This is a genomic window from Psychrobacter sp. Pi2-51, assembly GCF_904846665.1.
GTDB lineage: Bacteria > Pseudomonadota > Gammaproteobacteria > Pseudomonadales > Moraxellaceae > Psychrobacter > Psychrobacter glaciei.
Genome location: NZ_CAJHBP010000008.1, coordinates 78,178 through 104,292, shown reverse-complemented (window position 1 = coordinate 104,292; position 26,115 = coordinate 78,178). Strand labels below are relative to the sequence as shown.

19 protein-coding genes are annotated in these 26,115 nt (G+C 44.6%); 11 read left to right on the top strand and 8 right to left on the bottom strand.

The features are described from left to right. Positions 1-86: 86 nt before the first annotated feature. The 3 genes from JMY08_RS06410 to JMY08_RS06400 form a co-directional block, all read right to left on the bottom strand. On the bottom strand, positions 87-1,433 hold the full coding sequence (locus JMY08_RS06410; RefSeq protein WP_201592383.1) for a PepSY-associated TM helix domain-containing protein: 1,347 nt from the start codon (positions 1,431-1,433) through the stop codon (positions 87-89). Between the two features lie 170 nt (positions 1,434-1,603). Further along, entirely contained in the window at positions 1,604-3,928 is a 2,325-nt protein-coding gene (locus JMY08_RS06405; RefSeq protein WP_201592375.1) for a FepA family TonB-dependent siderophore receptor, read from the bottom strand. A gap of 845 nt (positions 3,929-4,773) precedes the next feature. After that, a complete protein-coding gene (locus JMY08_RS06400; RefSeq protein ID WP_201592364.1) occupies positions 4,774-6,855 on the bottom strand; it encodes a TonB-dependent receptor domain-containing protein in 2,082 nt (693 codons plus the stop codon). Between the two features lie 643 nt (positions 6,856-7,498). Here JMY08_RS06400 and JMY08_RS06395 point away from each other — a divergent pair. The 5 genes from JMY08_RS06395 (at position 7,499) to JMY08_RS06375 (ending at position 11,877) form a co-directional block, all read left to right on the top strand. Then, entirely contained in the window at positions 7,499-7,774 is a 276-nt protein-coding gene (locus tag JMY08_RS06395; RefSeq protein WP_201592361.1) for a Trp family transcriptional regulator, read from the top strand. A gap of 87 nt (positions 7,775-7,861) precedes the next feature. Next, positions 7,862-9,274 carry an anthranilate synthase component I family protein gene (locus tag JMY08_RS06390; protein ID WP_201592358.1) on the top strand — a complete coding sequence of 471 codons (1,413 nt, stop codon included), beginning with the start codon at positions 7,862-7,864 and terminating at the stop codon, positions 9,272-9,274. 79 nt (positions 9,275-9,353) lie between these two features. Beyond that, positions 9,354-10,001 carry an anthranilate synthase component II gene (locus tag JMY08_RS06385; protein ID WP_201592355.1) on the top strand — a complete coding sequence of 216 codons (648 nt, stop codon included), beginning with the start codon at positions 9,354-9,356 and terminating at the stop codon, positions 9,999-10,001. A 16-nt stretch (positions 10,002-10,017) separates the two neighbouring features. After that, entirely contained in the window at positions 10,018-10,752 is a 735-nt protein-coding gene (locus JMY08_RS06380; protein ID WP_201592352.1) for a lysozyme inhibitor LprI family protein, read from the top strand. A 177-nt stretch (positions 10,753-10,929) separates the two neighbouring features. Further along, entirely contained in the window at positions 10,930-11,877 is a 948-nt protein-coding gene (locus tag JMY08_RS06375; protein ID WP_189579991.1) for a DMT family transporter, read from the top strand. A 468-nt stretch (positions 11,878-12,345) separates the two neighbouring features. Here JMY08_RS06375 and JMY08_RS06370 read toward each other — a convergent pair whose 3' ends face one another. From JMY08_RS06370 to JMY08_RS06355, 4 genes are all read right to left on the bottom strand, one after another. Next, a complete protein-coding gene (locus tag JMY08_RS06370) occupies positions 12,346-13,092 on the bottom strand; it encodes an amino acid ABC transporter ATP-binding protein (protein WP_201592452.1) in 747 nt (248 codons plus the stop codon). An 85-nt stretch (positions 13,093-13,177) separates the two neighbouring features. After that, positions 13,178-13,861: an amino acid ABC transporter permease gene (locus JMY08_RS06365; protein ID WP_010201059.1), complete on the bottom strand. Its 684-nt coding sequence runs from the start codon at positions 13,859-13,861 to the stop codon at positions 13,178-13,180. Between the two features lie 53 nt (positions 13,862-13,914). After that, entirely contained in the window at positions 13,915-14,751 is an 837-nt protein-coding gene (locus JMY08_RS06360; RefSeq protein WP_201592350.1) for an amino acid ABC transporter substrate-binding protein, read from the bottom strand. 305 nt (positions 14,752-15,056) lie between these two features. Continuing rightward, entirely contained in the window at positions 15,057-15,782 is a 726-nt protein-coding gene (locus JMY08_RS06355) for a UTRA domain-containing protein (protein WP_194619651.1), read from the bottom strand. A 312-nt stretch (positions 15,783-16,094) separates the two neighbouring features. Between JMY08_RS06355 and hutU the strand changes: the two genes are divergently transcribed. The 5 genes from hutU to hutI all read left to right on the top strand — a co-directional run bounded on the left by hutU (position 16,095) and on the right by hutI (position 23,362). Continuing rightward, entirely contained in the window at positions 16,095-17,813 is a 1,719-nt protein-coding gene (gene hutU, locus JMY08_RS06350; protein WP_201592348.1) for a urocanate hydratase, read from the top strand. A 32-nt stretch (positions 17,814-17,845) separates the two neighbouring features. Continuing rightward, positions 17,846-19,210 (top strand): YjiH family protein, encoded by a 1,365-nt coding sequence (locus JMY08_RS06345; RefSeq protein ID WP_201592346.1) that lies wholly within the window; start codon positions 17,846-17,848, stop codon positions 19,208-19,210. Positions 19,211-19,329: 119 nt separating this feature from the next. Next, complete coding sequence (gene hutH, locus JMY08_RS06340; RefSeq protein ID WP_201592344.1) at positions 19,330-20,892, top strand: histidine ammonia-lyase; 1,563 nt, start codon at positions 19,330-19,332, stop codon at positions 20,890-20,892. Positions 20,893-20,915: 23 nt separating this feature from the next. After that, positions 20,916-21,974, top strand: a complete 1,059-nt coding sequence (gene hutG / locus JMY08_RS06335) for a formimidoylglutamase (RefSeq protein ID WP_201592342.1) — start codon at positions 20,916-20,918, stop codon at positions 21,972-21,974. A 110-nt stretch (positions 21,975-22,084) separates the two neighbouring features. Continuing rightward, positions 22,085-23,362 carry an imidazolonepropionase gene (gene hutI / locus JMY08_RS06330; protein WP_413786687.1) on the top strand — a complete coding sequence of 426 codons (1,278 nt, stop codon included), beginning with the start codon at positions 22,085-22,087 and terminating at the stop codon, positions 23,360-23,362. Between the two features lie 354 nt (positions 23,363-23,716). On the opposite strand, the gene gdhA is transcribed toward hutI, so the two are convergent. Continuing rightward, positions 23,717-25,063: an NADP-specific glutamate dehydrogenase gene (gdhA, locus tag JMY08_RS06325; RefSeq protein ID WP_201592339.1), complete on the bottom strand. Its 1,347-nt coding sequence runs from the start codon at positions 25,061-25,063 to the stop codon at positions 23,717-23,719. Positions 25,064-25,605: 542 nt separating this feature from the next. Here gdhA and JMY08_RS06320 point away from each other — a divergent pair. Further along, entirely contained in the window at positions 25,606-25,968 is a 363-nt protein-coding gene (locus tag JMY08_RS06320) for a roadblock/LC7 domain-containing protein (protein WP_010201036.1), read from the top strand. Positions 25,969-26,115 lie beyond the last annotated feature (147 nt).

Below are 26,115 nucleotides of genomic sequence, written 5' to 3'. Positions count from 1 at the left end.
CAATTAAAATGATAACTAGGGCACGCCTTTAATTCAGTAGATAGCTATTTACTGAATTAAAAGCTTACCTTAGAAATCTGGCAATATTACCTACTCTTTTGCAACGCTTTTAAGCGCTGTTGACGCCCTTTCCACCATAGATAAACACCAGTAATGGACAATATGGTCACAGCCAAACCTATCAATGCTAAAAATATTTGATACAGTAAATGGCCAATACCTTGACTAATATGCCCCATATGTAATGTCGATAGCCATTGATCAGTTTTGCTGCCAAATGATGAGCTTTGATAGCCAAAATTTACACGCTCGATGTTGCCCGTCCTTGCATCGACAGTGATAGACGAAGCGCCGCCTTTTTTACCGATATCTCTATCTGTTTTAAAACGCAGTTGCCATTGACCTTCATCCTCTACCCAGCGTATGCCCAATAGCTGCTGTACTCTCATGCCCTTACTTTTAGCAGCGATATCCGCATGCTCACTGAGATAAGCAATGCTATTGGCTTTATTGACGACATCAACAGTATCAACATTACTAGCCTCGTTACCCAAAGTCTCACCCTTTGCAGCGCCAATCCTCGCACCTCTGTCTGCATTAGCAGTCTGCCCAACTTTTTCACGTGGTTTTTTCGATTTTTCTTGTTTTTCACCTCTGCCTTCGAGCCCAACCACTGCTTGCATGACAGGGCGATAGACTTGCTGTAAATTAAAGCCAACACTCGACCATGCGATGGCAAATAACATGCCCCAAAGCCACAATCCAAAAGCATGGTGCAAATCATAGCTGAGCTTAAAGAGATTGGTTTTGCGGCGAATTTTCCAAGCAGGTAGCCAACGTTTAAAAAGCGAGGCGCGCTTTTTGTTAGAAGCTTGCTTTGTTTTATTCGACCTGACCGCTCGCGGAAAGGTTAAATAAAAACCAATAAAGCAATTGATAGTCCAGACCAGTGAGACAATGCCCAAGACCCATTTGCCGATATCGCCAAGCAATAAATCGCGGTGCAACCAAAAAACTTTCCACATGGTATTGTGCAATGCCCATTGGTCTTTATCACGGGTTCCAATAATATTACCGTCATAGGGGTTCACATACACTTCTTGAAACGGTGCTTTTGGTTGATTTTGGGCAGCCTTGCCTCGGGCTCTATCTACCGAAAATACTGCCGACCTGTCCATCGCTATCGACGTTGGCATACTAGAAAAAGTATGCTGCGGATAAGCACTCACAACCCTATCATGAAGTGTAGCGATAGGCAGTTGTGGTATATTTTGGGCATCAACCTGCGCCAGTTTATGATTGAACACATCATCGAGCTCGTCATGAAATGCCAATAGTGCACCAGTGATACTGGCGATAATTAAAAAAGCTGCCATGGCAAGCCCCGTATAACGGTGAATCCATAAGCAGGCTTGGCGAGGATTGAATGACATAAATAAATCTGCTGTTATATTGTGATGGTTATTAAAAGAAGTTTGTTTAAAAAGACTCACTTAAAGAGCATTACTTAAAGATGCTCACTTAAAAAAAGTTACTGACAGCACAAAAGGTCTGAACCAATAGCTCAGACCTTTTTTAATCGAACAAACCCAGTATCTACCTATTAAAAGTCAACGCTAACGTCAAACACATAAGTACGACCCGGCTCATTGAATGTACGTGCACCAGCATTGGTACTAGTACCTTCGCGATAAACACCCGTATCAAATAAGTTTTTGACACCAGCACCAACGGTAATACCGTCTGTCAGATCATAGCGAGTACCGATATTGGCAATGGCATACGGATCACGGTCGAGCGACAACGTATCAAGCTCATCCCCTGTTGTCACCGAAATATCAGGCGCTTCAATCGTGCCATAGTAGCTCACATCAAAGTCAGCATTCCAGCGAGGCGTAATGTCCCAATCGACACCAGTATTGAGAGTAAATTTAGGAATCAATGATAATGGCTCACCATTGTCTTTGCGCTCTGAGCGGAGAATGCCTGTTATGTTAGAAGACCATGAAACTGTATCGGTAACAGGGACTTTGACAAACCCTTCTAGACCTTCGATAATCGCTTCGCCTTGGTTCTCCCATAAAAATATAGAGCGATCTGTCGCCGTATCTACCGCCACACGGTCAACTCCAGCACCGATACGGTTGTCATAGGCGTTATGGTAGTAAGTCAAGCCAGCATTTAGCCCAGTGCCATCATCATAAGTAAAGGTTATCTCTTTGTTCCACGAGGTCTCATTTTCTAGGTCAGGATTACCCAGCACATGACAACCTCTTTCGTCAGTAGGTACCCAAGACGGGCAGCCATTACCACCAGTATAGTAAATATAATTTGGATCAAGCTGATACAGCGAAGGCGCTTTAAATGCGCGACTGACACCGCCCTTCACTGACCAATCACGACTAAAGTACCAAGTGCTGTTGATACTAGGTGACCAGTTACTACCCGCCTCACTATGATAGTCAAAACGCAAGCCCGGTGTGATATACCAATCGGGCGTAATCTCGTAGTTGTCTTCTAAATAAACACCAATGAGGTAGGCATCTGATGTCGGGTCGCGCTTTTCAGGGTCGGTCTCTACATCACCAAAATCAAAACCATCTGCAAATGCCAAATCAGATACCACAGGGTTGTCCAGCTTTTCACCGCGGAACTCAGCACCAGCAGTCAAGGTATGACGGTCAAAATAGATATCCCACTCTGATTTAGCATTCAACGTATCGTAAGTGGCTTCTGTCCACTCAAACTCCTCTCCGTCATCAGGTATCTGAATTTGACCTTCACCACGTCCAGCACTGCCTTCACCCAAACGCTCATTAACTGTCCGAGTGTACTCTACAAAGCTGTTACTACTAGCGTCATCATACTCACCGCGATGTGTAATCGCTGCACCATAACGCTGCATTTTGCTCGTTGTTTCACCTTCTAACTCATCTAACAAATTTTGGTTCACGGTTTGGAACAATGAATCACCTGCCCAGCGATTCTCTTGGCGGCTATAATTGACCTCAACACCGACCGTATTCATCGCATCCATCGCGTATTCAAACAGCTGACGCACATCAATATTTTCGACACCTTCAGTACCTGCCGCGACCGAGGCAGCCGGACCACTGCGCCCATCAACAATCTGTGCGTCTTCAGCATTGATATAAGGATCGTCCCCTTCACTATCGTGGTAACCAAGGGTAGTACGTGAGGACAGCTTATCAGTCAATGGACCAGACATATTGACGTTGGTACGCCAGCTGCTACCTTCTAGATTGTTTTCTGGTGCCTCGTAATGACCAGTAACAGAAAACTCTGTTTCAGTCGGACGCTTGGTGATGATATTTACCACACCGCCCATACTACCAGATCCATAACGAGCGGCTGCTGGACCACGCAATACTTCGATGCTCTCAATCGCACTTGGCGGCACCCACTGCGAGTCACCACGCGTGTCTTGCTCGCTGCCACGGCTAGGACGTGAGGAATTACGAGAAGTGACAGGACGACCGTCGATTAAGATAAGCGTGTTGTTCGGACCCATGCCACGCAAATCAATTTGACGTTGGTTACCACGTTGGCCTGAAGTCGATGACCCTGACAAATTCACACCTGGCATTTTGCGTACAATCTCTGAGATATCATTAGAAAGTGAGGCTTTTTCGATGGCCTCTTCACTAATGATAGATAACCCCGCCGCTTGTTCTAATTCCTCTCTGGCCGCTCGTACCACAATCGTGTCTAGTGTAGTCGTAGGCACTGCTTCCTGCTCAGTCGCTGCTGCTTGCATCACCATTTCATCACCCTCCGCAGCAACAGCCGTACTGCTAAGAATAGAGGCCACAGCGATACTGAGCAGGACTTTACCCGTCACTAAGCGTTGAGCGCTCTTTGAAGAAGTGAGGTATGAATGATCAGAGCGACCTGATTGGTTTAACATAAATAACGTTCCTTGAAGCACTTAGGCTCATTAGTACCTTGCAACTGCACTGACAGCGAATATTTTTAGCCACTTTGCATGCAATGCTTATCATGTATCCACATTCTCAACACATATACTAGACACACGACTGCGGAACGATACAAGTATGTTATGAAGTACGCGTATCGTAAAAATGTGATTAAAGCATAGACAAAAATCATAGGCAAAGGGCTTAAATATCGAGATAAGGCAAATTAGTAAAGATAGGTAATGAATAGGGTTAAAAGTTTGGTGACGCTACAACTGACATAGGCCAGCTATTTAAAATATGGATCACAAGAAGTTCTCTAAAATAGATAGGGCAAAGAACCCTTAACTATTCTGCAATGAACGAAACACACTTTAACGGAATAGAAATAATAATGCAAACATTAATGATAATTATTCTCATTTATTTTTGAACACGTCGCTTAATCGTCTGTAATGAATGCAAAACCCGTGCTCAACGTGACAATAGAGATACCTCACGATGCCATCTGTGTAACCTCAGTACATCCAAAATTTCTCAGTGCATACAAGCTTTCTCATTACATACAAACCCTCAGTGATAGCTTGCCCAGTTATAAACGCTACGAGTCAGATTCTGCATCTTGACGTTTAGTCACTTTATATTCATCTTTGCTTCTATCGAGCTTCCAATAGCGAAAAATATACCGTTGGGCTCTAATCCTATTCCAGTCTTGTCTAAAGCATTTATGAAGTTGAATCGTGCTCTATACTACTTTTAAACCTCTATCTACAATAAAAAGCCAGCTCTCTATTCAGACAGCTGGCTTTTTGCTATAAGACTTATCATCGTAAAATTAGAACTGGTAGGTTAAAGACGTTTTGATATTACGTCCCATGTCAAAATCAGTAGAAGCATCATTGGTCGCATTTAGTCGAGATGAGTGGCTAGCATACGTTTCATCAAAAATGTTATACACACCTAGCGTCGCTTGAATACCTTCGATCTGAGTTGGCGTATAGGTCATAAAGATATCGTGAACATCGTAGTTGGGCTTGGTATCTTGATTATTATCTGTAACCGATGCCACATAAGTACTGCGCCAACCTAGATCAACGATATCAGTTGGTGCATAATTTAAGTTCACCATGTAGCGATCGCCCGAGTCAGCCGTGCCGCCACTTACCGAAGGAATACTGTCACCTGTTTCATCACCTTCACTACGTGCTCGTGAATAGCTTAGACCCATACCAAAGTTGCGAGTCGTATAATTGGCTGCCAGTTCGACCCCTTTGATTTCATAGTCTTCGTCGCTGTTTATTGTACCTTGGCAATCTTGTAAGTTGCCCGATGAACCGCGCGCACCAGTGTCGCAGTTGAGACCATATCGACCCGCGCGATCACCTGTTCTGATGAACTGCTGATAGTTTTCAATGTCAGTGACGAAGTACTTACCACTCAATTGCAGAGCATCATCAGCGATCGTTAAACCACGCAATGTCGTCGCAATACCAACCTCAGCGTTAGAACCTTCTTCCGCTTTTAGATCGTTATTAGCATAAGTCCCTGCTCCGTCATCATTAAAAACAGTTTGGCTTAAGTCTGGACCGTTAAATAGCTGCGTATAGCTCGCAAATACTTGGGTGCGTGGGGCAATCTCATAACTGGCAGCCAGTGCACCGACGACGTTGTCATACGTTTTGCCACCAGAGACAAACTCTGGAGATTCGTAGCGATCATAGCGCACACCTGGCGTTAAGGACAGTTTACCCATTTGCCATTGGTCTTCTAAATATACAGAAGTATTGGTTGCCTCATCACTGCCTGCCGCAGTGCCGTCACGAACCATTTCTGATTCTTTCTTATAGTGCTCAACACCTGCAATCAGCTTATGAGTGCCTTTGATACCCTCAATGATATTGCTATCAATAACACTGGTATTCTGAATTTTGCCGCCTGTGGTTTGTACTTGAGCATCAAAATCAAAGTTGCCCACATTGTCAGAATCACGCAATATTTGCGTCTCTGTGTGGTAGATGTTGGTATCAACATCTACCAGCTGGTTTACAGGATTATAAGTATGATCAAGTGTATAGGTATCTCGGCTTATTTTCTGCGGTATTGGCTCATCAGACAGACTAGGAAAGTCTGGGCGAAATGGAAAGATACCGTCTTTTTCAGTACGGCTAAAGCTAGCGCCAATGCGGTGGTCATCAGTAATATTAGCGCCCGCCTTCAATAAGATGCTTTCGCTTTCACTATCCTCAAAAAGCTCACGACCGCTACCATCTTCACCAGAGCTAGTATCACGCTTACCATAGTAAGCAAGCAGATCAATATTCTCTGTTGGGGCGCCATACACAGTGGCTGAAGTCAATAATTCATCATTATTACTACCATAACCCAAATTGACTTTAGCACCGATTTTTTGACCAGGCTTGAGCAAGTCTGCCGCGTCAACTGTCTCAAAAGCAACCGCACCGCCGATAGCATCATTGCCTAGCGTCACTGAGTTATTACCGACTGATACCTCTGCTTGTTTTAGCAGATCTGGATCGATGGTGACATCACCCATATGGTAGAACAAAGCGCCTTCTTGACGTGCGCCATCAATCGTTACTTTTAGATTGGTATCATCAAGACCACGTACACGAATACGTTGGTTGACCGATGATGTACCGCCCACGCTTACTCCTGGCACAACGTCCAGAAAATCGCTCAAGTGGCTGGCTTGTGCCGCTGGCGTATAGTCATCTATATAAACAGAGTCTTCTTGTACAGCGTTACGTACTGAGCTATTCGCTGTTACGGTGATAGTCTGTAACGTCGTATTTGGCATATCTTCTGCTGTGGCTGCACTGGCAGCTTGCGTCCACAATACGGCTGCGACACCCATTGACAATACCGTCAATTGACTAGATAACTTTACTTCGCGCATAACACACTCACTTTATTGACTATCAGAAATTAGAATTTTTAGAATTATTTTCAAAGGTCGTTAGATAACCTTTGAAATAGTGCCTATCAGAAGATTTAATACTTTAAAACACTTGACTCATCGTGCGAATAACATTATTAATGTTAATGATAATGATTAGCGTTTAAATAATGAGAGGCATAATAACGAAGTATTAACAATTTGGCAATAATTAATATAAAAATTCGCATGAATAATGCTGATCAAGCACGAATATACAATGAGATGCTTTGATAATTACGAATACAAGAGTATGCAGGGCTATAAGTACGGCTGATTTAGCATTGATGAAAGATCAACTAGGGCGTGTCTTCATTTCAAAAATGGTGATAAAAATGAGATAAATTGCCGTCAAACAAGAAAAATAGCGCAGGTAATATCGGGATATTAACCAGCTATTTGACGATGTTTGGCAAGATTTAGCCATTTTTAGCCCATTCAGATGACTATCGAGTGAATTGAAGACACGCCCTAGTGATTGTCTTGGTCAATGATAACGATATGGTCTAGCACTTGTTTTTATTGTACTACTGTACTAGAATACTGAAACAAGATAGTTGCTTGAGAGCGACCTATCTATTTTCTTTGGCTAAGATTACCTATTATGACTACCGATCCTTATCAGAGCTTAGTGAAACACTTGACGAACTGTGCTGATAGCTCAGATATCGACAAGCTGCTCAGCGCACTGCTGACAGATAAAGAGCAGCACGACATTGCCAACCGTATTCGTATTTTTGATTTGCTTGATCGCGGCATCACGCAACGTGATATCTCTGAGCAGCTAGGCGTTGGTATCGCAACTGTCTCTCGCGGTGCCAAGGCCAAGCAAAGCCATGATGTAAGTGGGTTACTGGCCACTCATAGAAGTCGCTCTTAAGCCACTTATTTCAGCACTATCCACCTTTTTAATTGCTACTTTCTTACTTATTAATCGACACACATTTGATGAATTTCGGACTTTGTTATGACCTCTATTACTCGCATACAGACCAAGCCTGCTCCTATTGATATTCCGAGCAAACCAAAGCGTATTAAGCTCACGCAAGATATTGATTTCTTTGCGTTATTCAAACGCATCGAGAGCGCTTTTGATACCTGCTATTTGCTCGAATCATTAGGCGAAGATAGCCATATCTCACGCCATCATGCGATAGGTTTTGATCCTGTCACGACCATAGCTGCATTAGATCGCACTACGCTTGCCATTACCGATAATAAAACCGCTGAAACCAGCCGTTATCAAACTGACAACCCTTACCAACTGCTCCGTACCATCACGCCGCAGCATGTCATCGCCCGCGATCAAAGCGGCGGTCTGGTCGGTTATTTGGGTTATGACTGCGTGAACTTCTTTGAGCCTAGCCTTAATGCAAAAGCCAGCGAAGATTTTGAGCCATTTAAGTTTGGTGTGTATTTAGATGGATTGACCCTAGATAAAATGACGGGGGAAATCTTCTATTTTTATTACCCGACCGCTCAGCAAGAAAACCGTATTGAGCAAATCAAAGCCCTACTCAATGAGCCAACGCCTAGCTATGAAGCGCCGAAAGTCGAGTTCTTAGGTGATGGCATGAGCCAAGAGGAGCATGCCAATGTCGTTATGCAGGTCAAAGAGGACATCATCGCTGGGCGTATCTTTCAGTGTGAGGTAGGCTTTAAGTCTAAGTATCGTATTGCCGGTGACAAGATGCCCATTTATGAAAAGCTGCGTGCTGTCAACCCATCACCGCATATGTATTTTATGAAATTTGCTCAGCAATGCATTATCGGTGCTTCCCCTGAGCTGCTATTCCGCTTGCGCCAAGGTGAAATGGAAACCTATCCGCTTGCAGGCACTGCCAAGCGCGGCGTCGATGTGATCGAAGACCGTAAGCTTGCCCGCGCATTGCTCAACGATGATAAAGAAATTGCCGAGCACAATATGTTGGTTGACTTGCATCGTAACGATATCGGCCGTGTGGCACGATTTGGTACGGTAAAAGTCCGTAGCTTGATGGATATCAAACGCTTCTCACACGTGCAGCATATTTCTTCTGAAATCGTTGGTATCTTGCACCCTGACGAAGACATGTTTAGTGCCCTTGCCAGCAACTTCCCTGCTGGTACCCTATCAGGCGCGCCTAAAGTAGAAGCCATCAAAGTGATTAATGAGCTAGAGCCAGACGGACGCGGTGCTTATGGCGGCGCATTAGGCTCGTTTAATTTCAATGGTGATTGTATCTTTGCCATTCCTATTCGCAGTCTATTCATCAATGGCGAGTCTGCCTATGCCCAAACTTGTGGTGGCAACGTTTATGACTCAAACCCAGCCGATGAATACTTAGAGATTCAGCGTAAACTGTCTGCGATGAAAGTCGTATTAGACAGCTTTATGTAGCTGTACATTTGTACCAGCCTTAATTCGTACATTGACCATATTTTACCTAGCTATATTTTTACAAAAGAGTTTATGACCTATGAATGTTTTAATTATTGATAACTACGACTCGTTTACCTTCAATCTCTACCAATATGTGGGCGAGATTTTGCAAACCTTGGACAGTGATAAAGAAGCCAGCGTCATCGTTAAACGCAACAATGAGATTACCTTAGCAGATGTGCAAGCGATGAATCTGGATAGAATCATCATCTCACCTGGCCCTGGCTCCCCCGATGATCCAGCGTACTTTGGTATCTGTAGCGAGGTCATCGAGACACTGGGTAAGACCGTTCCACTACTAGGCGTCTGCTTAGGTATGCAAGGCATCGCTCATGTGTTCGGTGGCGATGTGATACGGGCAAGTGTGCCGATGCATGGCAAGGTATCCTCGATTCGCCATAATGGTTTAGGCATCTATCAAGGCCTGCCGCAAGAGCTTGAGATCATGCGCTATCACTCACTAATCGTAAAAGCCGATACCATACCAAGCTGCCTTACGATCACATCTGTGGTCGCCAATGACAGCCGTGCGGATTTGAGCTTTGATGAATCCGCATTGACCGGTGATGAGATTATGGGATTGGCGCACAAAGACTATCCTATTCAAGGTGTTCAGTTTCACCCTGAGTCATTTGCCACTGAAGGTGCTAAGCGTCTATTGAGTAATTTTTTAATGCAGGTATAAACCCATTATGTTTGTCATGCCCTTAATTGCATCTTGCCCACTCAGACGTATCACATTGTTCTCTGGCCTAATATTAGCCGCTTCTTTTAGCTCAGCCGTAGCACCTTTAGAAGCAACATTTATATTAGGTATGGACATCCAAGGTCAACGTTTGAACCTCTATGAAGGCTGCACAGAAGGGCATGTGACTTGCGATGACATGCTATTGGTCGCTCCAGATTTAGGACGGTTATTGCAAACGAAACTGCTCAATGAAAGACTGGATAAATCACCATATGCCATTAAGCTTTATCCTGCTAAGACCAAGCATAGCTTATGTAAAGATGGCGTGACTCCTTGTGGATTTCAGGGTTATACTTTTGAGGGGGAAGATTTCAACGGATTTATAGAGCCATCAAATAATGAGCTATACGTAGCCAGTAACTGGACAACAGATAGCGGTACTTTCTCCTACAAAGAAAATGCTACTTATTTGCCGTTAGCGTCACAAGTCGGGCTTATTAATGATAGGTATAAAAGCTCTGATCAAGAACTGAATGATAGCTATCGCAGCATTCGAGATGAAGTCAGACGCTTATATAGTAAGAAAATGGAATCCAGCTTAAGACAAGAGCAAGTAGAATGGATAAAGCAGCGCTCAAAAAACTGCGGTGCCGACGTCAAACATCAACCAAGAACCCAAGCTGAAAAAGTATGTTTTATTCAGCAAAATGAACTCCGAGTGCAAGATTGGTTTTTGTGGATTGATTAAATTTAGGCTACGCCCTAGTAGCCATTTCTTCTCTTTTAGTGATAGACTAAAAAACAAACAAAAGACAGCCTTTCATCAGGTTGTCTTTTCTTATTTCAGTATTGCTCGGGCGCTTGACTTGAGTCGCTGGCAATCTTACAAAACCTTGTGTCACTTAGATAATAAGAAGAAAATAATATGGCAAACACCGATAGCGTCATGTCAGCGCGGCAATCATGGATAGGCACTATCCAAATCATTACGGCAGCTGTCTGCTGGGGCACGTTGGGTATATTTTCTACCTACCTTAATCAAATTGGATTTAGCGGCTGGCAAGTGACGATATTACGCATCGTCACGGCAGCATTTATTATTCTAGCCATGCTACCAAAACTGTGGCCACATCTGATCAAACTGCGACCCAAGCAATGGCTCGGACTGGCGCTCCAGTCTTTGATAGGTGTGCTTGGTATGTCGTTATGCTATTTTTTTGCGGTGATTTACGTCGGTGCTGGACCTGCTGTCGCCTTGCTATATACCGCACCCGTTTTTAGCTTATTATTTTCGAAATTCTTGCTTAGTGAGTCCATTACACGCAAATCAGTCTTGCTGGCATTAATGGCAGTGTTTGGTGTCGGCTTAACGATGCTGGGCGAGCAAGCGCAAGTCAACTGGGGTATTTTACTCGGCTTGTCAGCAGGAATGTGCTACTCCCTATATGGCGTGTTGGGCAAGCGCGCGATGCACGATGCTCACCCTGCCCCTTTGGTATTCTTTACCTCCATTATCATTAGTGCCGGTGTACTACTATTCTTGCCCGACACCTATAATACTTATGAGCAGCTGCTCACTTTACCTTTACTGACTTGGGGTTATGTTTTAGGGTTGTCATTATTGGGTACCGTGGTGCCTTTCGGGCTATACATGAAAGCGTTAGAAAAATTGCCCGCCACTCGCGCATCAGTCTTTACGATCTTTGAACCGTTGACTGCGATTGCGCTTGCGGTGCTGTTACTGCATCAATCTTTGTCTTGGATTCAGTATTTGGGCGTGGCGCTTATTTTGCTGGCGGCTTTATTAAATGCGGTGTTAAACGGTACTGCTACGCGCGTACCTCGTTGGTTAAAACAACGGCAAAAGATATAGGGTCTGTTGAACATTCAAATACTAGGACTGCTGATCGCTAAAATCACATCAAACTAGGCGTAAACCGACGATAATGTCGAGACCTTAGTTAGGTTTACAACAACGTTTGGGGCGATTTTAGTATCAGCCTTTCAGGGCAGGGCTATTTTTTGCCAATACATGGCGAAATTATCTAACCTAGAATAACTAGGCGTCAAAAATTTCACTGCGTATTGTCTAAAAAATAGCCACTGCCAGTTCCACATTTGAATGTTCAACAGACCCTAGTATAGTCAGTGAAAAGTAACATCGAACCATCACGCACTGCTGATATCAATTTTTCTTGCTTGCTCATTTAAAATACACTCTATCCGTTTCTATAAAAAAGCCCCAACCATGACATCATAGTTGGGGCTTCTTGGTTTCATCGCTTAAAGACGAACACTTTACAATAAGAAGAGCTAATAGACAGCTTGAATTATCTCAAGCCTACTTCTGATCAATACGCTGTAAAAATGCTTGCGTACGAGGATGCTTTGAGTCCTCAAACAACTGCTTGGCACTGCCTTCTTCGACGACAACACCATCTTCGATTAAAACCACATGATCGGCGACATCACGGGCAAAATTAATCTCATGCGTGACTACGACCATCGTCCAGCCTTCAGACGCCAGTTGTTTCATCGTTTCAAGGACGTCTTGTACCAGCTCTGGATCAAGCGCGGACGTTGGCTCATCGAACAGCAATAATGACGGTTCGATAGCGAGCGCACGAGCAATACCAATACGCTGCTGCTGACCACCAGATAGCTGAAACGGATACAGATCGGCTTTATCTGACAGACCAACTTTCTCAAGCAAGACCACTGCCTGCTCGCGGGCTTGCGCTTTGCTTTGTCCTTGCACCACTGTCGGTCCAAGCATTAAATTCTCAATGGCGGTCTTATGTGGAAACAAATTATAAGACTGAAAAACCATACCTGACTTACGTTGCAGTGCGAGCAAGGTTTTTTTCTTAGGTTTAGTGGCAAAATCGACCGTAAGACTGTCATCGTCAAAGGCAATCACGCCTTGATCTGGAATTTCCAGCGCATTAAGACAACGTAAAAAAGTCGTTTTACCTGACCCAGATGGTCCTAATATCACGACCACTTTGCCTTTTTGGATGGTCAAATCAATGCCTTTGAGCACTTGATTGCTACCAAAGGCTTTGTGAATATTGGTGACTTGAATCATAAAGGTTCCTGTTGTACTGATGATGCTAAAGCTATCCTGCAATAGGTCAGTAAGCAATGTCATACTAACCTATCGCTATCTGGCGCTATTTCGCCACGTAACGATCAAGCCTAGTTTCAAGCTTGCCTTGGATAAAGGTCAAGAATAAACAAATACCCCAATAAATCACCGCTGCCTCTGTATAGACCAGCATAAACTCATAGTTACGAGCTGTGATAATCTGCGCTTGTTTAAACAGCTCAGTGACGAGCACCAATGATGCAAGCGACGTGTCTTTTACCAAACTGATAAAGGTATTAGACAACGGCGGCACCGACACTCGTAGTGCTTGCGGCAAAATCACATGACGGAAAGTCTGTAGATACGTCAAGCCAACGGTCGATCCTGCTTCCCACTGTCCTTTTGGGATGGACAAAATAGAGGCACGCACCGTCTCCGATGCATAAGCGCCAATATTGAGCGAAAAGGCAATAATCGCGGAAGGAAACGGATCAAGCTTCAGTCCAACACTAGGCAGTCCGTAAAAGATGATAAACAACTGTACCAGCATCGGTGTACCGCGAATCGCAGACACATAAATACGAGCAAGCCTGTAGACAATCTCATGGGACCAGCTGGCACGCGGAATGATACGAATCAGCGCCACTGTCAACGCAATCGCCATACCAATCGCAAATGAGATCAACGCTAGCGGTATCGAATAATAGATACCGCCTTTGAGCATTGGCCAAAATGAATTGATGACAATCTGCGCCCGATCCGGATCCATGAATGGCAACAGTGCCAGCAATTCAGCTATCCATGAGGTTATAGAAGCTAGCATTATTTTTGTTGACTTATATCAGCACCGAAGAAATCTTGACTAAGCTTGGTCAACGTACCATCAGCTTGTAGCTCAGCCATTGCTTCATTTAATTTTGCTACGACAGCATCATCGCCTTTAATCAAGACTAATCCTGAACCAGTCTGCTCGCTAGCAGGAGCAACCAATTTAATCTCAAGCGCGCTGTCTGGGAATTTTTTTAGATAATCTAATATTGCAAGGTTATCATTCATCGTAAAGTCAGCACGGTCTTGTTTGACCAACTGGATTGCTTGCGCCATACCATCCACAGGGACAATCTCTGCACCGTAACGCTCTGCAAGTTCACCATAGTTACTGCTGAGTGATTGCGCCGTACGTAGACCTTTTAGACCTTCCCACGAGCTATAACGATTATCGTCCGTTGGTGCCAATACAACCGCACCCGACCAACTATAAGCTTGAGCCTTATCGTACTTAGCTAAGCGCTCAGGCGTCGTCAAGCTGACTTGGTTGGCCACCATATCAAAGCGTTTTGAATCCAAACCTGCCAGCATCGCATCCCACTGGGTTTCTTTGAATTCAACCTCTACGCCCAGTTTTTCCGCCACTGCGCGCGTCACTTCGACATCATAACCCGTGAGTTTGCCACTCTCATCATGATACGTGAACGGAGGATAAGTACCCTCTGTACCGACGTTGATGGTGCCGCCATTATTGATACGCTGTAGCAAATCAGAACCGCCTGTTGCAGTGCTGTCAGTTGCAGTGGTATCGGCTTCGTTGGTAGTAGATTGACCACAAGCGGCAAGGAACATAGTGCTGGCGGCAAGGGCTAAAAGAGTACGACGTTTCATAAGACGTCCTTATAAGAGTGAATGAATAAAGTGAAAACGCATAAAGCTAATAAATAGGGAAAGCCGGCACAAGAGAACAGTATAAACTGTCCTGCAATATTCGGCTTTGACTGCCCAATTTGAGGTTATTTAGGCGATTTTTCAATGCTATTTCTAGTTTATTTTTGAATTTTTAACGCTTGTGCAAATCCTATTACTATTCAATAAATAGTAATTGCTGCTCATTAAATACCAGCTTATGGATATAGTATCTCACTTTAGACAGAAAAAACGTACACAATCAGTGAGTATACGTAAGGTGCTGGCTATAATTCACCTGAAAACTGATAGCGATCACCAGCATGCCACATTTTTACAAAAGTAACGACTTGGCCTGCCGAGTAGGTCTGGCGACGCAATACGAGCGTCGGTGACTGCGGGGCAATTTGTAGTGCACTTGCTACTTCATCAAGTGCCGCTAAGGCCCGAATAGTATAGTTGCCGCGCTCTAGTGGACTTTTGGCAATCAAATAATCACTGGTATTGACCACACTAAAATCCTGCTCGATAAACGCTGGTACTTTATTCGCATCGACCCAACGTTCTTCGAACTGTATAGGCTGACCATCTGCAAAATGAATGATTTTTACCTCGTATAAAACAGCTACTTCGTGTTCAATACGGTCATCATCCTTATCAATACCAAATTTACGCCGTAATTCATCATCCAACATAGCGGCAGTTAGCGTGCGCTTACTCACTACTTGTGCCTGATAATCGCGATTGGCAGATTTTAAATCCTGCGCGATATTACGCACTTCTACAAACGTATGATTGAACTGCTGCTGCGCGACAAACGTCCCCGACCCCTGCCGACGCTCTAATACCCGCTCTTCGCTCAGCTCTTTTAGCGCGCGGTTGACCGTCATTCGCGACACACCAAACTCCGCTGCCAGTGCCATTTCTGTCGAAATCGCATTACCCGCTTGCCATTTACCAGAATGAATGTTGTCTAATATGGCGTTTTTTATACGTTGATACGCCGGAATCATTTTTGTCATGTTCGCCTTTAACCGTCAGTTTCACCAATAAGAATAGCGTCATAATATCACGAGATACCCTCATGAACGTCAGCAAAACCACATGACACCTACCTATCTACCAAAATGCGCACAAAAATAATTGAGTTATTTATAAAAACTTCTTGCATGAAAAAAGTATCTTTGATAATTTGTATATACAACTTTACAGCAGCATAAACAATCTGCTTTATCTACTCGATATTTTGCTGTGTTTATAGCCTGACTATAAAACACTTACTTTGATTACTGTATCGCCCTATTCGCTATCACAAGGATATGATCATGACGACTGACCATGGAACCAACAAAGAGACTAAGCTGACCCGCCGTGACGAAAGCCGCGAAATCGCTGCGCCTACTGGCAGCACCCTACATTGCAAAAGCTGGCTGACTGAAGCGCCTTATCGCATGCTGCAAAACAACTTGCATCCTGATGTGGCGGAAAATCCAAAAAGCCTAGTCGTCTATGGTGGTATCGGACGCGCAGCCCGCAACTGGGAAAGCTATGATCAAATCTTAGAGTCATTAAAAGAATTAGAAGATGACGAGACATTATTGGTGCAATCTGGCAAACCAGTAGGAGTGTTTCAAACGCATGAAAATGCACCGCGCGTGTTGATTGCCAATTCGAACCTTGTGCCGCGCTGGGCAACGTGGGAGCACTTCAACGAGCTGGATCGCAAAGACTTAATGATGTATGGCCAAATGACAGCTGGTAGCTGGATTTATATCGGCACGCAAGGCATCGTCCAAGGTACTTACGAGACTTTCGTTGAAGCAGGTCGTCAGCATTATGACGGTAGCTGGGCGGGTCGTTGGATTTTAACCGCTGGTCTTGGCGGCATGGGCGGCGCGCAGCCATTAGCTGCGACCTTTGCTGGTGCAACCTCACTGAACATTGAGTGTCAGCAGTCTAGTATCGATTTCCGCTTGCGTACGGGTTATGTCGATAAGCAAGCCGATGATCTTGACCACGCTTATGAGCTAATCAAACAGCATACCGACGCGGGTGAAGCGGTCTCTATCGCCCTACTTGGTAATGCCGCAGACATCTTACCTGAAATGGTCAAGCGTGCGCATACTGGTGGCATGAAGCCTGACTTAGTCACCGATCAAACCTCAGCACATGACTTGATTAATGGCTATCTGCCAAGTGGCTGGACCGTAGAAGAATGGAAAGCTGTCCAAGAAGATTCAGAGCAACATGCAGCACTGACTAAAGCAGCCGCTAAATCTTGCGCTGTACACGTACAGGCGATGCTAGATCTACAAGAGATGGATATTCCAACGACCGATTATGGCAACAACATCCGTCAGGTCGCTTTCGATGAAGGCGTCAAAGATGCCTTTAACTTCCCAGGTTTTGTCCCCGCTTATATTCGTCCCCTGTTTTGCCAAGGTAAAGGCCCATTCCGCTGGGTAGCATTATCAGGCGATCCAGAAGATATCTACAAAACCGATCAAAAAATCAAAGAGCTATTCCCTGAAAACAAACATATCCATCGCTGGTTAGACATGGCAAAAGAGCGCATTCAATTCCAAGGCTTGCCTGCCCGTATCTGCTGGCTAGGGCTTGGTGAGCGTGATAAAGCAGGCTTGGCATTTAATGAAATGGTCAAAAATGGTGAGCTAAAAGGCCCTATCGTCATTGGTCGCGACCATTTAGACACAGGCTCTGTTGCCAGTCCAAACCGCGAAACCGAAAGCATGAAAGATGGCTCAGACGCCGTATCTGATTGGGCCCTATTGAACGGCATGCTCAATGTCGCAGGTGGCGCAACTTGGGTATCGCTTCATCATGGCGGCGGTGTTGGCATGGGCTACTCGCAGCACTCAGGCATGGTCATCGTCGCAGACGGTACAGATGCAGCAGCCAAACGCTTGTCACGAGTACTGGTCAATGACTGCGGCTCAGGGGTTATGCGTCATGCCGATGCAGGTTATGAGCTGGCGATTAAAACAGCGAAAGATTATGGTTTAAACCTGCCAATGATTAAGTAGCCTGTCAAGCACATTTTATCAAGGAGGATAATATGATTGAGCAAAATACGACACCCGGTCTGAACGATGAAAACGCGACGACATCGTCCAAAAAACTGCTATCAACCCCTATTGCATTAATACAGCTTATCGTATTCAGTGCGATCGGTTTAGTCATGTTTTTTGTGCCATTTACCATTGGTGAAAAAAGCACGATTTTGTTCGATCATGGCGCGACCTATCTGGTGACTCAGCAGCATACCTTGTCCGTGACATTATTATTTTTACTCATGCTTCATGGGGTAAGTAAGCCTTTTATCGATGGCTCATGGCGTAAAAATATCACCCATATGATTATGACTGTTTTTAAAATCATTGGTCTGATACTGGCAGTGATGTATGTGGCTGACGTAGCGCCCGCCTTTATGATGGAAAAGGACATGCTGCCGTTTTTATTTGAAAAACTGGCGCTACCCGTTGGTATGATTGTACCGATTGGGGCATTGATATTGGCATTTTTGGTTGGTTTTGGCTTACTAGAAATGGTCGGTGTACTTATGCAGCCGATTATGAAACCTATTTGGAAGACCCCGGGTTCATCAGCGATTGATGCCGTTGCTTCCTTCGTCGGTAGCTACTCCATTGGTTTGCTCATCACCAATCGTGTGTATTTACAAAAGCAATATTCAGCGCGTGAAGCCATTATCATTGCGACTGGGTTTTCGACTGTATCAGCGGCATTCATGGTGATTGTTGCCAAAACGCTTGGATTGATGGAGTTTTGGAATGTGTTCTTTTGGTCTACGCTAGTAATTACCTTTATTGTCACTGCGATTACCGCTCGTATTCCACCTATCAGTCTCTTTGATGATCATGTCGAACGTCCCGCTTTAGATCATAAACGTGGTACACGGTTAGCAGCAGCATTTGATTTAGGCTTGTCTACTTCGCGCCGTGCCACTGACCTCAAACAAATCTTATGGTCTAACTTTCGTGATGGTCTGACGATGGCAGCCGCCATTGTGCCATCTATCATCGCGGTCGGCTTAACAGGATTGCTATTAGCAAAATATACGCCCGTGTTCGATGCCTTGGGCTTGCTGCTTTATCCCTTTACATGGCTTGGCGGCTTACCAGAACCGCTCGTCGCTGCCAAAGGAATGTCAGCGGGATTGGCTGAGATGTTCTTGCCAGCATTACTACTAAGTGAGGCAGATATTCTGACACGCTATGTCGCAGGGGTCATTTCCATTAGCAGTGTGCTGTTCTTCTCAGCCATGATTCCGTGTGTGCTTGCGACCGAGATTCCTATCTCTGTTGGCAAAATGGTCATCATTTGGTTCGAGCGCGTGGTATTCAGTATTTTATTGGCTGCAGCATTCGGACATCTGGCTATGTACTTCAATTGGATTGGCTAAAAAATTCAAACCCAATAATAGATATTTCGTTGATTAAAAACTTTCAACAACTTCATTTTAAAAAGATACGAATCAAAAATAATATAACCCATACTGCTTACAAAACTAGGATTACCCCTATGAATAATATCAAACAACTAACCCTACACCCTCGCCAGCTTAGCTTTAAAATGCTACGTGATATCTATGAGCAGCCTGTCATATTTACACTACCTGAGAGTGCTTATGCCGCAATAGATGCCTCACACGAAGATGTGCGTACCATCATTGCACGAGACAAAAGTGCCTATGGCATCAACACGGGTTTTGGCCTCTTAGCAAAGACGCGTATCAGTGATGATCAGCTTGAGCTGCTTCAGCGTAACCTGATCGTTTCTCACTCAGTGGGTACTGGTGAAGCACTTCCTGCCGGCGTAGTGCGATTGATTATGGTCATGAAAGTGGCCAGCCTAGCGCAAGGTGTATCAGGCGTACGTCGCGAGGTAGTAGATAGTCTACTGGCCTTAATTAACAATCAAATCACACCAAACATTCCCGCCAAAGGGTCGGTCGGTGCTTCTGGTGACTTAGCGCCTTTATCACATATGACGCTGGCGATGATGGGTGAAGGTGATGTGTTTGTTGCTGGTAAAAAAGTGCCAGCTGCTGATGCCCTAGCCCAGCATGGACTTGAGCCTATTACTCTTGCAGCCAAAGAAGGCCTTGCACTGATCAACGGTACGCAAGTATCAACTGCATTGGCATTACGGGGCTATTTCTTAGCGCGTGATTTACTTGAAACTGCGACCATCGTCGGCTCGATGTCGATTGATGCTGCCAAAGGATCAGACTCACCGTTTGATGCACGTATTCATGAAGTACGTGGTCATCATGGTCAAATCGAAATCGCTAAAGCACATCGTCAATTAATCAAAGGCAGTGCTATTCGCGCCTCACACGATGGCGAGCAAGACGATAGAGTTCAAGACCCTTACTGCCTACGCTGCCAGCCGCAAGTCATGGGTGCCTGCCTTGATATCATCAACCAAGCAGGTAAAACCTTATTAATCGAATCCAATGCGGTAACTGACAACCCACTTATCTTTAATAACGAAGATGGTCCTGTCGCCATATCAGGTGGTAACTTCCATGCTGAGCCAGTCGCTTTCGCCGCTGACATCTTAGCCTTGGCAATCGCCGAGATTGGTTCTATGTCTGAGCGCCGTGTTGCCTTGCTGATCGATGCAACTTTATCAGGTGGTCTGCCGCCATTCTTGGTTGATAATGCTGGGGTAAACTCAGGCTTTATGATTGCTCATGTAACCGCCGCAGCACTGGCCTCAGAAAATAAATCTATCGCCCATCCTGGTAGCGTCGATAGCATTCCAACTTCTGCCAACCAAGAAGACCATGTGTCTATGGCAACCTATTGCGCACGCCGCCTATATGAGATGGCACAAAACACCGCCACCATCATCGGTATTGAGCTATTAGCTGCTGGCCAAGGGATTGATTTTCATCGCGGATTAGACACTTCAGAGCCATTGACAGTCGCGCATCAGAAACTACGTGAACAAGTGACTTTCTATGATAAGGATCGCTACCTCGCCCCTGATATCGAAGCAGCCAAGCAGTTGGTATTAGACGGTACGCTTGCTGAACACTGGCAGTCACTACGTAACGATTGGTATGAGTCTAAATAAATATTAATGGGCGGAGAACAGCGATGACAATAGCGAGAACAACAGCAACGACTACCACTCACATTGGCCACACCCCTGCTGATATGACCCAGTGGACAGGACGTGCAGAGCCATTTGAGACTGCGCGTGCCCGCTATTGGTATCAACTTGCTCAGCCTTACGAGGATCAAAATATTGGGCTAATTGGCTTTGCCTGTGATCAAGGCGTCAGACGCAATCAAGGCCGCATAGGTGCTAGAGCTGCTCCGCCATTGATTCGTCGAGCCTTTGCTACGCTGCCAGTCATCGCTGATTTACAACAACGTTTTGATGGTCAATTATCAACCTTATTGGGTGATGCTGGCGACATTCATTGTCACGACGATGATGATTTTGCCGACAGTTCTCTTGAGCAAGCGCAGATCAAATATGCCGATGCAGTGAGTACTATTATTAAGCAAAGCGGATTACCCATCGGGCTTGGTGGCGGTCATGCCATTGCTTATGGTAGCTTTCTGGGATTATGGCAGGCATTAGAAAATACAAGCGAAGCAACTATCAGCACAAACACAGCGCCTACTATCGGAATTATTAATTTCGATGCTCATCTTGATATCCGTCAGTCTGATGTAGCGACTTCTGGGACACCATTTCGCCAAATTGCCGAGCATCTTGATGTACATGGTCAGCCTTTTCACTATTGCTGTATTGGCGTCAGTCGGTTCTCTAACACGGCGGCGCTTTTCGATCGTGCCGAGCAATTGGGCGTACAGGTCATTAGTGATGAAGACTGTCATTATCAGCCTTGGGATACACTTGCTGAGCGGGTCAAAAGCTTTGTAGATCAGGTCGATATCATATATCTAACCATCGATATGGACTGCTTTCCTGCCAGTGTTGTGCCAGGTGTGAGCGCCCCAGCTGCTTACGGCATTGAACTGGGTTTCGTTGAACGTATGGTCAAAACCATCATGGCATCAGGCAAAGTAAAAATGGCAGACATTGCTGAGATTAATCCTGCTTTTGACGTTGATAGTCGTAGCTGCAAAGTTGCTGCGCGCTTACTAGCCACTATTATAGAGCAGCACTTACTTAGCGCTTAGATCTTGCCAACAAAGATCATCGACTTCACAATAATCAGGAGCATAGTATGAATGAATCAAAGAACTCCGTATTGAAAAATCCTACAGAACAGACGCTCGACGAGTCTACTATGACATCATTTGACCATGTCATTATCAATGCCAATGTCGCCACCTTTTCAGTGCAGTATGGTTTTGGTATTGAGACAAGTGATGATGAAAATGAACACGCTGATAGCATCCCATATGGTCAACTACTTAACGCGGCCATCGGTATTAAAAATGGCAAAATCGCTTGGGTGGGCACACAGGATCAAATCACTGCTCATTTGTCTAAATATCAAGGTAGCCAAATCACAGATGTAGATGGTAAATGGATAACCCCTGGGCTTATCGATTGTCATACGCATATCGTCTATGGTGGCAACCGTAGCAATGAGTTTGAAGCGCGTTTGCAAGGCGCTAGCTATCAAGAGATTGCGGCACAAGGCGGCGGTATTGTCGCGACGGTCACTGCTACCCGCGCCGCCAGTATTGAATCGCTATTTGCCCAAAGTGAAAAACGTCTACTCGCGCTCATGAAAGAAGGCGTCACCAGTATCGAAATCAAGTCTGGCTATGGCTTGGACTTAGACACGGAGCGCAAAATGCTCACGGTCGCCCGTCAGCTAGGAGAGAAATACGATATTCATGTGAGCACCACTTATTTGGCTGCACATGCCCTACCCACTGAGTACAAAAATCGTGCAGACGACTATATCGAACAAGTCTGTGATTGGCTACCAACTCTACATGCAGAAGGCTTAGTCGATGCGGTCGATGGTTTCTGTGAAAACATCGCCTTTAATACTGAGCAAATTAGGCGTGTTTTTGAGGTAGCGCGTTCATTAGATCTTCCCGTCAAACTGCACTCTGAGCAGCTATCTGATATAGGTGGAAGTGCTTTGGTTGCTGAATATAAAGGACTATCGAGCGACCATCTAGAGCACTTGTCAGAAGAAGACATCAAAAAAATGGCTGCCAGCAATACGGTTGCCGTGATATTGCCAGGGGCGTTTTATACGCTACGTGACACCAAGTTGCCGCCGATTGAGGCCTTACGTAAGCACCAAGTTCCTATAGCAATTTCAACTGACTGTAATCCTGGCACCTCACCGTTAACGTCGCTTTTATTAACGATGAACATGGGCTGTACGTTATTTTACCTGACACCTGAAGAAGTGCTGGCAGGCTCAACCGTTTATGCTGCACAGGCGTTAAGGCTACCTAATAAAGGAAAAGTAGAAGTAGGCTGTGATGCTGATTTGGCGCTATGGGATATCGCCCGTCCTGCTGATCTGGCCTATCAGATGGGACTAAATCCTATCCAAGGCATTATGATTCAAGGGAAATGGCGCGAGATGGTATAGCTATAGTGAGTTTACTTTAAAATAGAGACAGTGCGACTGGGATGAATTTTTCGTAGCCTCTGTGATAGCAGCAAGCAAGGAAAATTTATACCAGTCGCATCTATAGTCGGTGAACTACTAAACCGCTACGGCGTTACCCTCCTTAGATGCACTACTTGTACAATCTACAGTCGGCTGCCTTGTACCCATTTTAGAGTTCTTTGACCATAAGTAATATATCGATATTATTCTGAACTGACTATAACTCATCTTGATTTATCTCAATTAAAAAGCCCCAACCATTCAATGATTGGGGCTTTGCTATTTGTCCATACTAACCAACCACTAAGGCTTGTTTACCACTTATAAGTAAGACTAGTTTAAAATACCAAAAGCGACCAACGCATCAGCCACACGTTTGAAACCAACCATATTGGCACCAGCCATATAGTCGACATAACCATTATCAGTTTGACCATACTCTGCTGAAGCAGTCGCAGCACTGTCGTGGATATCTTTCATAATACCTTTTAGACGCTCATCAACTTGCTCAAAGGTTTGATACTGACGGACAGAGTTTTGCGACATTTCAAGCGCAGACACTGCAACCCCGCCCGCATTGGCAGCTTTACCAGGTGCATAATGGACTCGGTGCAAACGTATATGATCAATCGCTTCAGCAGTGAGCGGCATATTAGCGCCTTCGACCACGTACTTCACACCATTTTCGACGAACAGTTTGGCGTCAGCTTCATTGACTTCGTTTTGAGTGGCGCATGGAATCGCAATATCAGCCTTAAACTGCCACGGTTTTTGCTTGGCAAGCCACTCTCCACCATGCACACCAACATACTCTGCTAATGGTTTGTTCTGCTGTTTTTGCTTTTTGAGCCAATCGATTTTTTCTTGATTGAGGCCTTTTTCATCATGCAAAGTCCCTTGTGAATCAGACACAGTTATTGCCATACCACCAAGTGCATTCACTTTTTCGGCAGCATGTAATGAGACATTACCTGCCCCTGATATCAGTACCTTTTTGCCTTTTAGCGTGTCATTTTGGGCGAGAAGCATATTTTCTAAGAAATAAACTGCACCATAGCCAGTCGCTTCTGTACGCATCAAGCTACCACCGAAGCCCACGCCTTTACCAGTGATAACACCTGTTGATTCACGTGTTAAATTCTTATACATCGCAAACATGTAGCTGACTTCTCGACCACCGACGCCGATGTCACCAGCAGGCACATCCATGTCTTTGCTCACATAATGATGTAGCTCACGCATGAAAGCGTAGCAAAAACGGCGAATCTCACTGTCCGTTTTACCTTTAGGATCGAAATCTGACCCGCCTTTACCACCGCCAATCGGCAAGCCAGTTAGCGCATTTTTAAAGATTTGCTCAAAGCCTAAGAACTTCAACACGGATTGATTGACCGTAGGGTGAAATCTAAGACCCCCTTTATAAGGGCCCAAAGCATTACAGAACTGCACACGCCAGCCACGATTGACTTGTACGTCGCCTTTATCATCTTCCCAATTGACACGAAAACCAAATACCCGATCAGGCTCCACCAAACGCTCAAATACTTTCAATGCACTATATTCAGGATGGGCATCATATAAAGGTTTAATCGTAATCGCTACCTCTTTTACTGCTTGAATAAACTCTGGCTGATGCGCATAACGTGCTTCGATTTTTTCGATGGCCTGACTGATACTCATACATCTCTTCCTTAGGATAAAACTGGGGATCATATTTACTTACGTCAGCGTCACGTCATATCACAACGGATAAGAGGATTACGAACGCTGACGTAAAACTGAAATCGCCCCTATACAAGATTCTGTATAGAGACAAATGGGATTAAAAAAGCTGACTGAATTTGTGCTTATATGGCAAATTTAGAAGTGACAACATTTTTCATCTTACAACTATATATCATCTTTAAGACTGATAAGTCTAGTAAATATCTCCATCATAAAACTCTATAAGCAATTTTTGTTGGCTAAATTTGAGCTGTTACGTTTAACCGCTCATCGACTAGACATAATAGAAAAATGTCATTTCTCTCTAAAAAATAAAGACAAAAGGAAAACATTTGATGATAAACGGTAAAAAAAACCAAAAAACTCGCTTTTTATTAAGCAAATGTATATCAATATTATTAGTAAGGAATTATAATACCTTTCTTATAACAAGGATATTTCTGGCTAATTCAGCTAGTTCATAAATACAAACCAATCACCAGTACAGAGAAAGCGATATGCGTACCGATTCATTTCAACAGATACTAGAAGACCTAAACAGCTCATCAGCAGATGTTGAAGCATCTGCCCTAATCTCTAACGATGGTCTGATGATTGCTTCAGCTCTGCCAACTGGCGTCGATGAAGATCGTGTGGGTGCTATGTCAGCAGCATTATTATCGTTGGGTGATCGTGCAGGTCGTGAGTTGGCACGTGGTAGTATCGATCGTATTATGATTCAGGGTGAAAAAGGCTACGTTATTATGACGTCATCGGGAGATGAGGCGGTACTCACTATTATGGCAAAACCAAATGCCAAGCTTGGTTTGATATTCTTAGATATCAAACGTGCCTCAGAAGCCCTTGCAAAGCTCATTTGATCGGCGGCTGCTTATCGAATTTATTCGCTTTTTAATTACTATAAATATAGTCGGTTCAACATAATTTGGATGCAAGGAAGCCGAGTGAAAGTACTACAAATAGTAGACTAAGCAAGGCTGACACCGTATCCAATTTATGCAGGATTG

Bases quoted from the DNA above. Each gene is read 5' to 3' on its own strand.
- JMY08_RS06410 (WP_201592383.1), bottom strand. From the start codon at position 1,433: ATGTCATTCAATCCTCGCCAAGCCTGCTTATGGATTCACCGTTATACG.
- JMY08_RS06405 (WP_201592375.1), bottom strand. From the start codon at position 3,928: ATGTTAAACCAATCAGGTCGCTCTGATCATTCATACCTCACTTCTTCA.
- JMY08_RS06400 (WP_201592364.1), bottom strand. From the start codon at position 6,855: ATGCGCGAAGTAAAGTTATCTAGTCAATTGACGGTATTGTCAATGGGT.
- JMY08_RS06395 (WP_201592361.1), top strand. From the start codon at position 7,499: ATGACTACCGATCCTTATCAGAGCTTAGTGAAACACTTGACGAACTGT.
- JMY08_RS06390 (WP_201592358.1), top strand. From the start codon at position 7,862: ATGACCTCTATTACTCGCATACAGACCAAGCCTGCTCCTATTGATATT.
- JMY08_RS06385 (WP_201592355.1), top strand. From the start codon at position 9,354: ATGAATGTTTTAATTATTGATAACTACGACTCGTTTACCTTCAATCTC.
- JMY08_RS06380 (WP_201592352.1), top strand. From the start codon at position 10,018: ATGCCCTTAATTGCATCTTGCCCACTCAGACGTATCACATTGTTCTCT.
- JMY08_RS06375 (WP_189579991.1), top strand. From the start codon at position 10,930: ATGGCAAACACCGATAGCGTCATGTCAGCGCGGCAATCATGGATAGGC.
- JMY08_RS06370 (WP_201592452.1), bottom strand. From the start codon at position 13,092: ATGATTCAAGTCACCAATATTCACAAAGCCTTTGGTAGCAATCAAGTG.
- JMY08_RS06365 (WP_010201059.1), bottom strand. From the start codon at position 13,861: ATGGATCCGGATCGGGCGCAGATTGTCATCAATTCATTTTGGCCAATG.
- JMY08_RS06360 (WP_201592350.1), bottom strand. From the start codon at position 14,751: ATGAAACGTCGTACTCTTTTAGCCCTTGCCGCCAGCACTATGTTCCTT.
- JMY08_RS06355 (WP_194619651.1), bottom strand. From the start codon at position 15,782: ATGATTCCGGCGTATCAACGTATAAAAAACGCCATATTAGACAACATT.
- hutU (WP_201592348.1), top strand. From the start codon at position 16,095: ATGACGACTGACCATGGAACCAACAAAGAGACTAAGCTGACCCGCCGT.
- JMY08_RS06345 (WP_201592346.1), top strand. From the start codon at position 17,846: ATGATTGAGCAAAATACGACACCCGGTCTGAACGATGAAAACGCGACG.
- hutH (WP_201592344.1), top strand. From the start codon at position 19,330: ATGAATAATATCAAACAACTAACCCTACACCCTCGCCAGCTTAGCTTT.
- hutG (WP_201592342.1), top strand. From the start codon at position 20,916: ATGACAATAGCGAGAACAACAGCAACGACTACCACTCACATTGGCCAC.
- hutI (WP_413786687.1), top strand. From the start codon at position 22,085: ATGACATCATTTGACCATGTCATTATCAATGCCAATGTCGCCACCTTT.
- gdhA (WP_201592339.1), bottom strand. From the start codon at position 25,063: ATGAGTATCAGTCAGGCCATCGAAAAAATCGAAGCACGTTATGCGCAT.
- JMY08_RS06320 (WP_010201036.1), top strand. From the start codon at position 25,606: ATGCGTACCGATTCATTTCAACAGATACTAGAAGACCTAAACAGCTCA.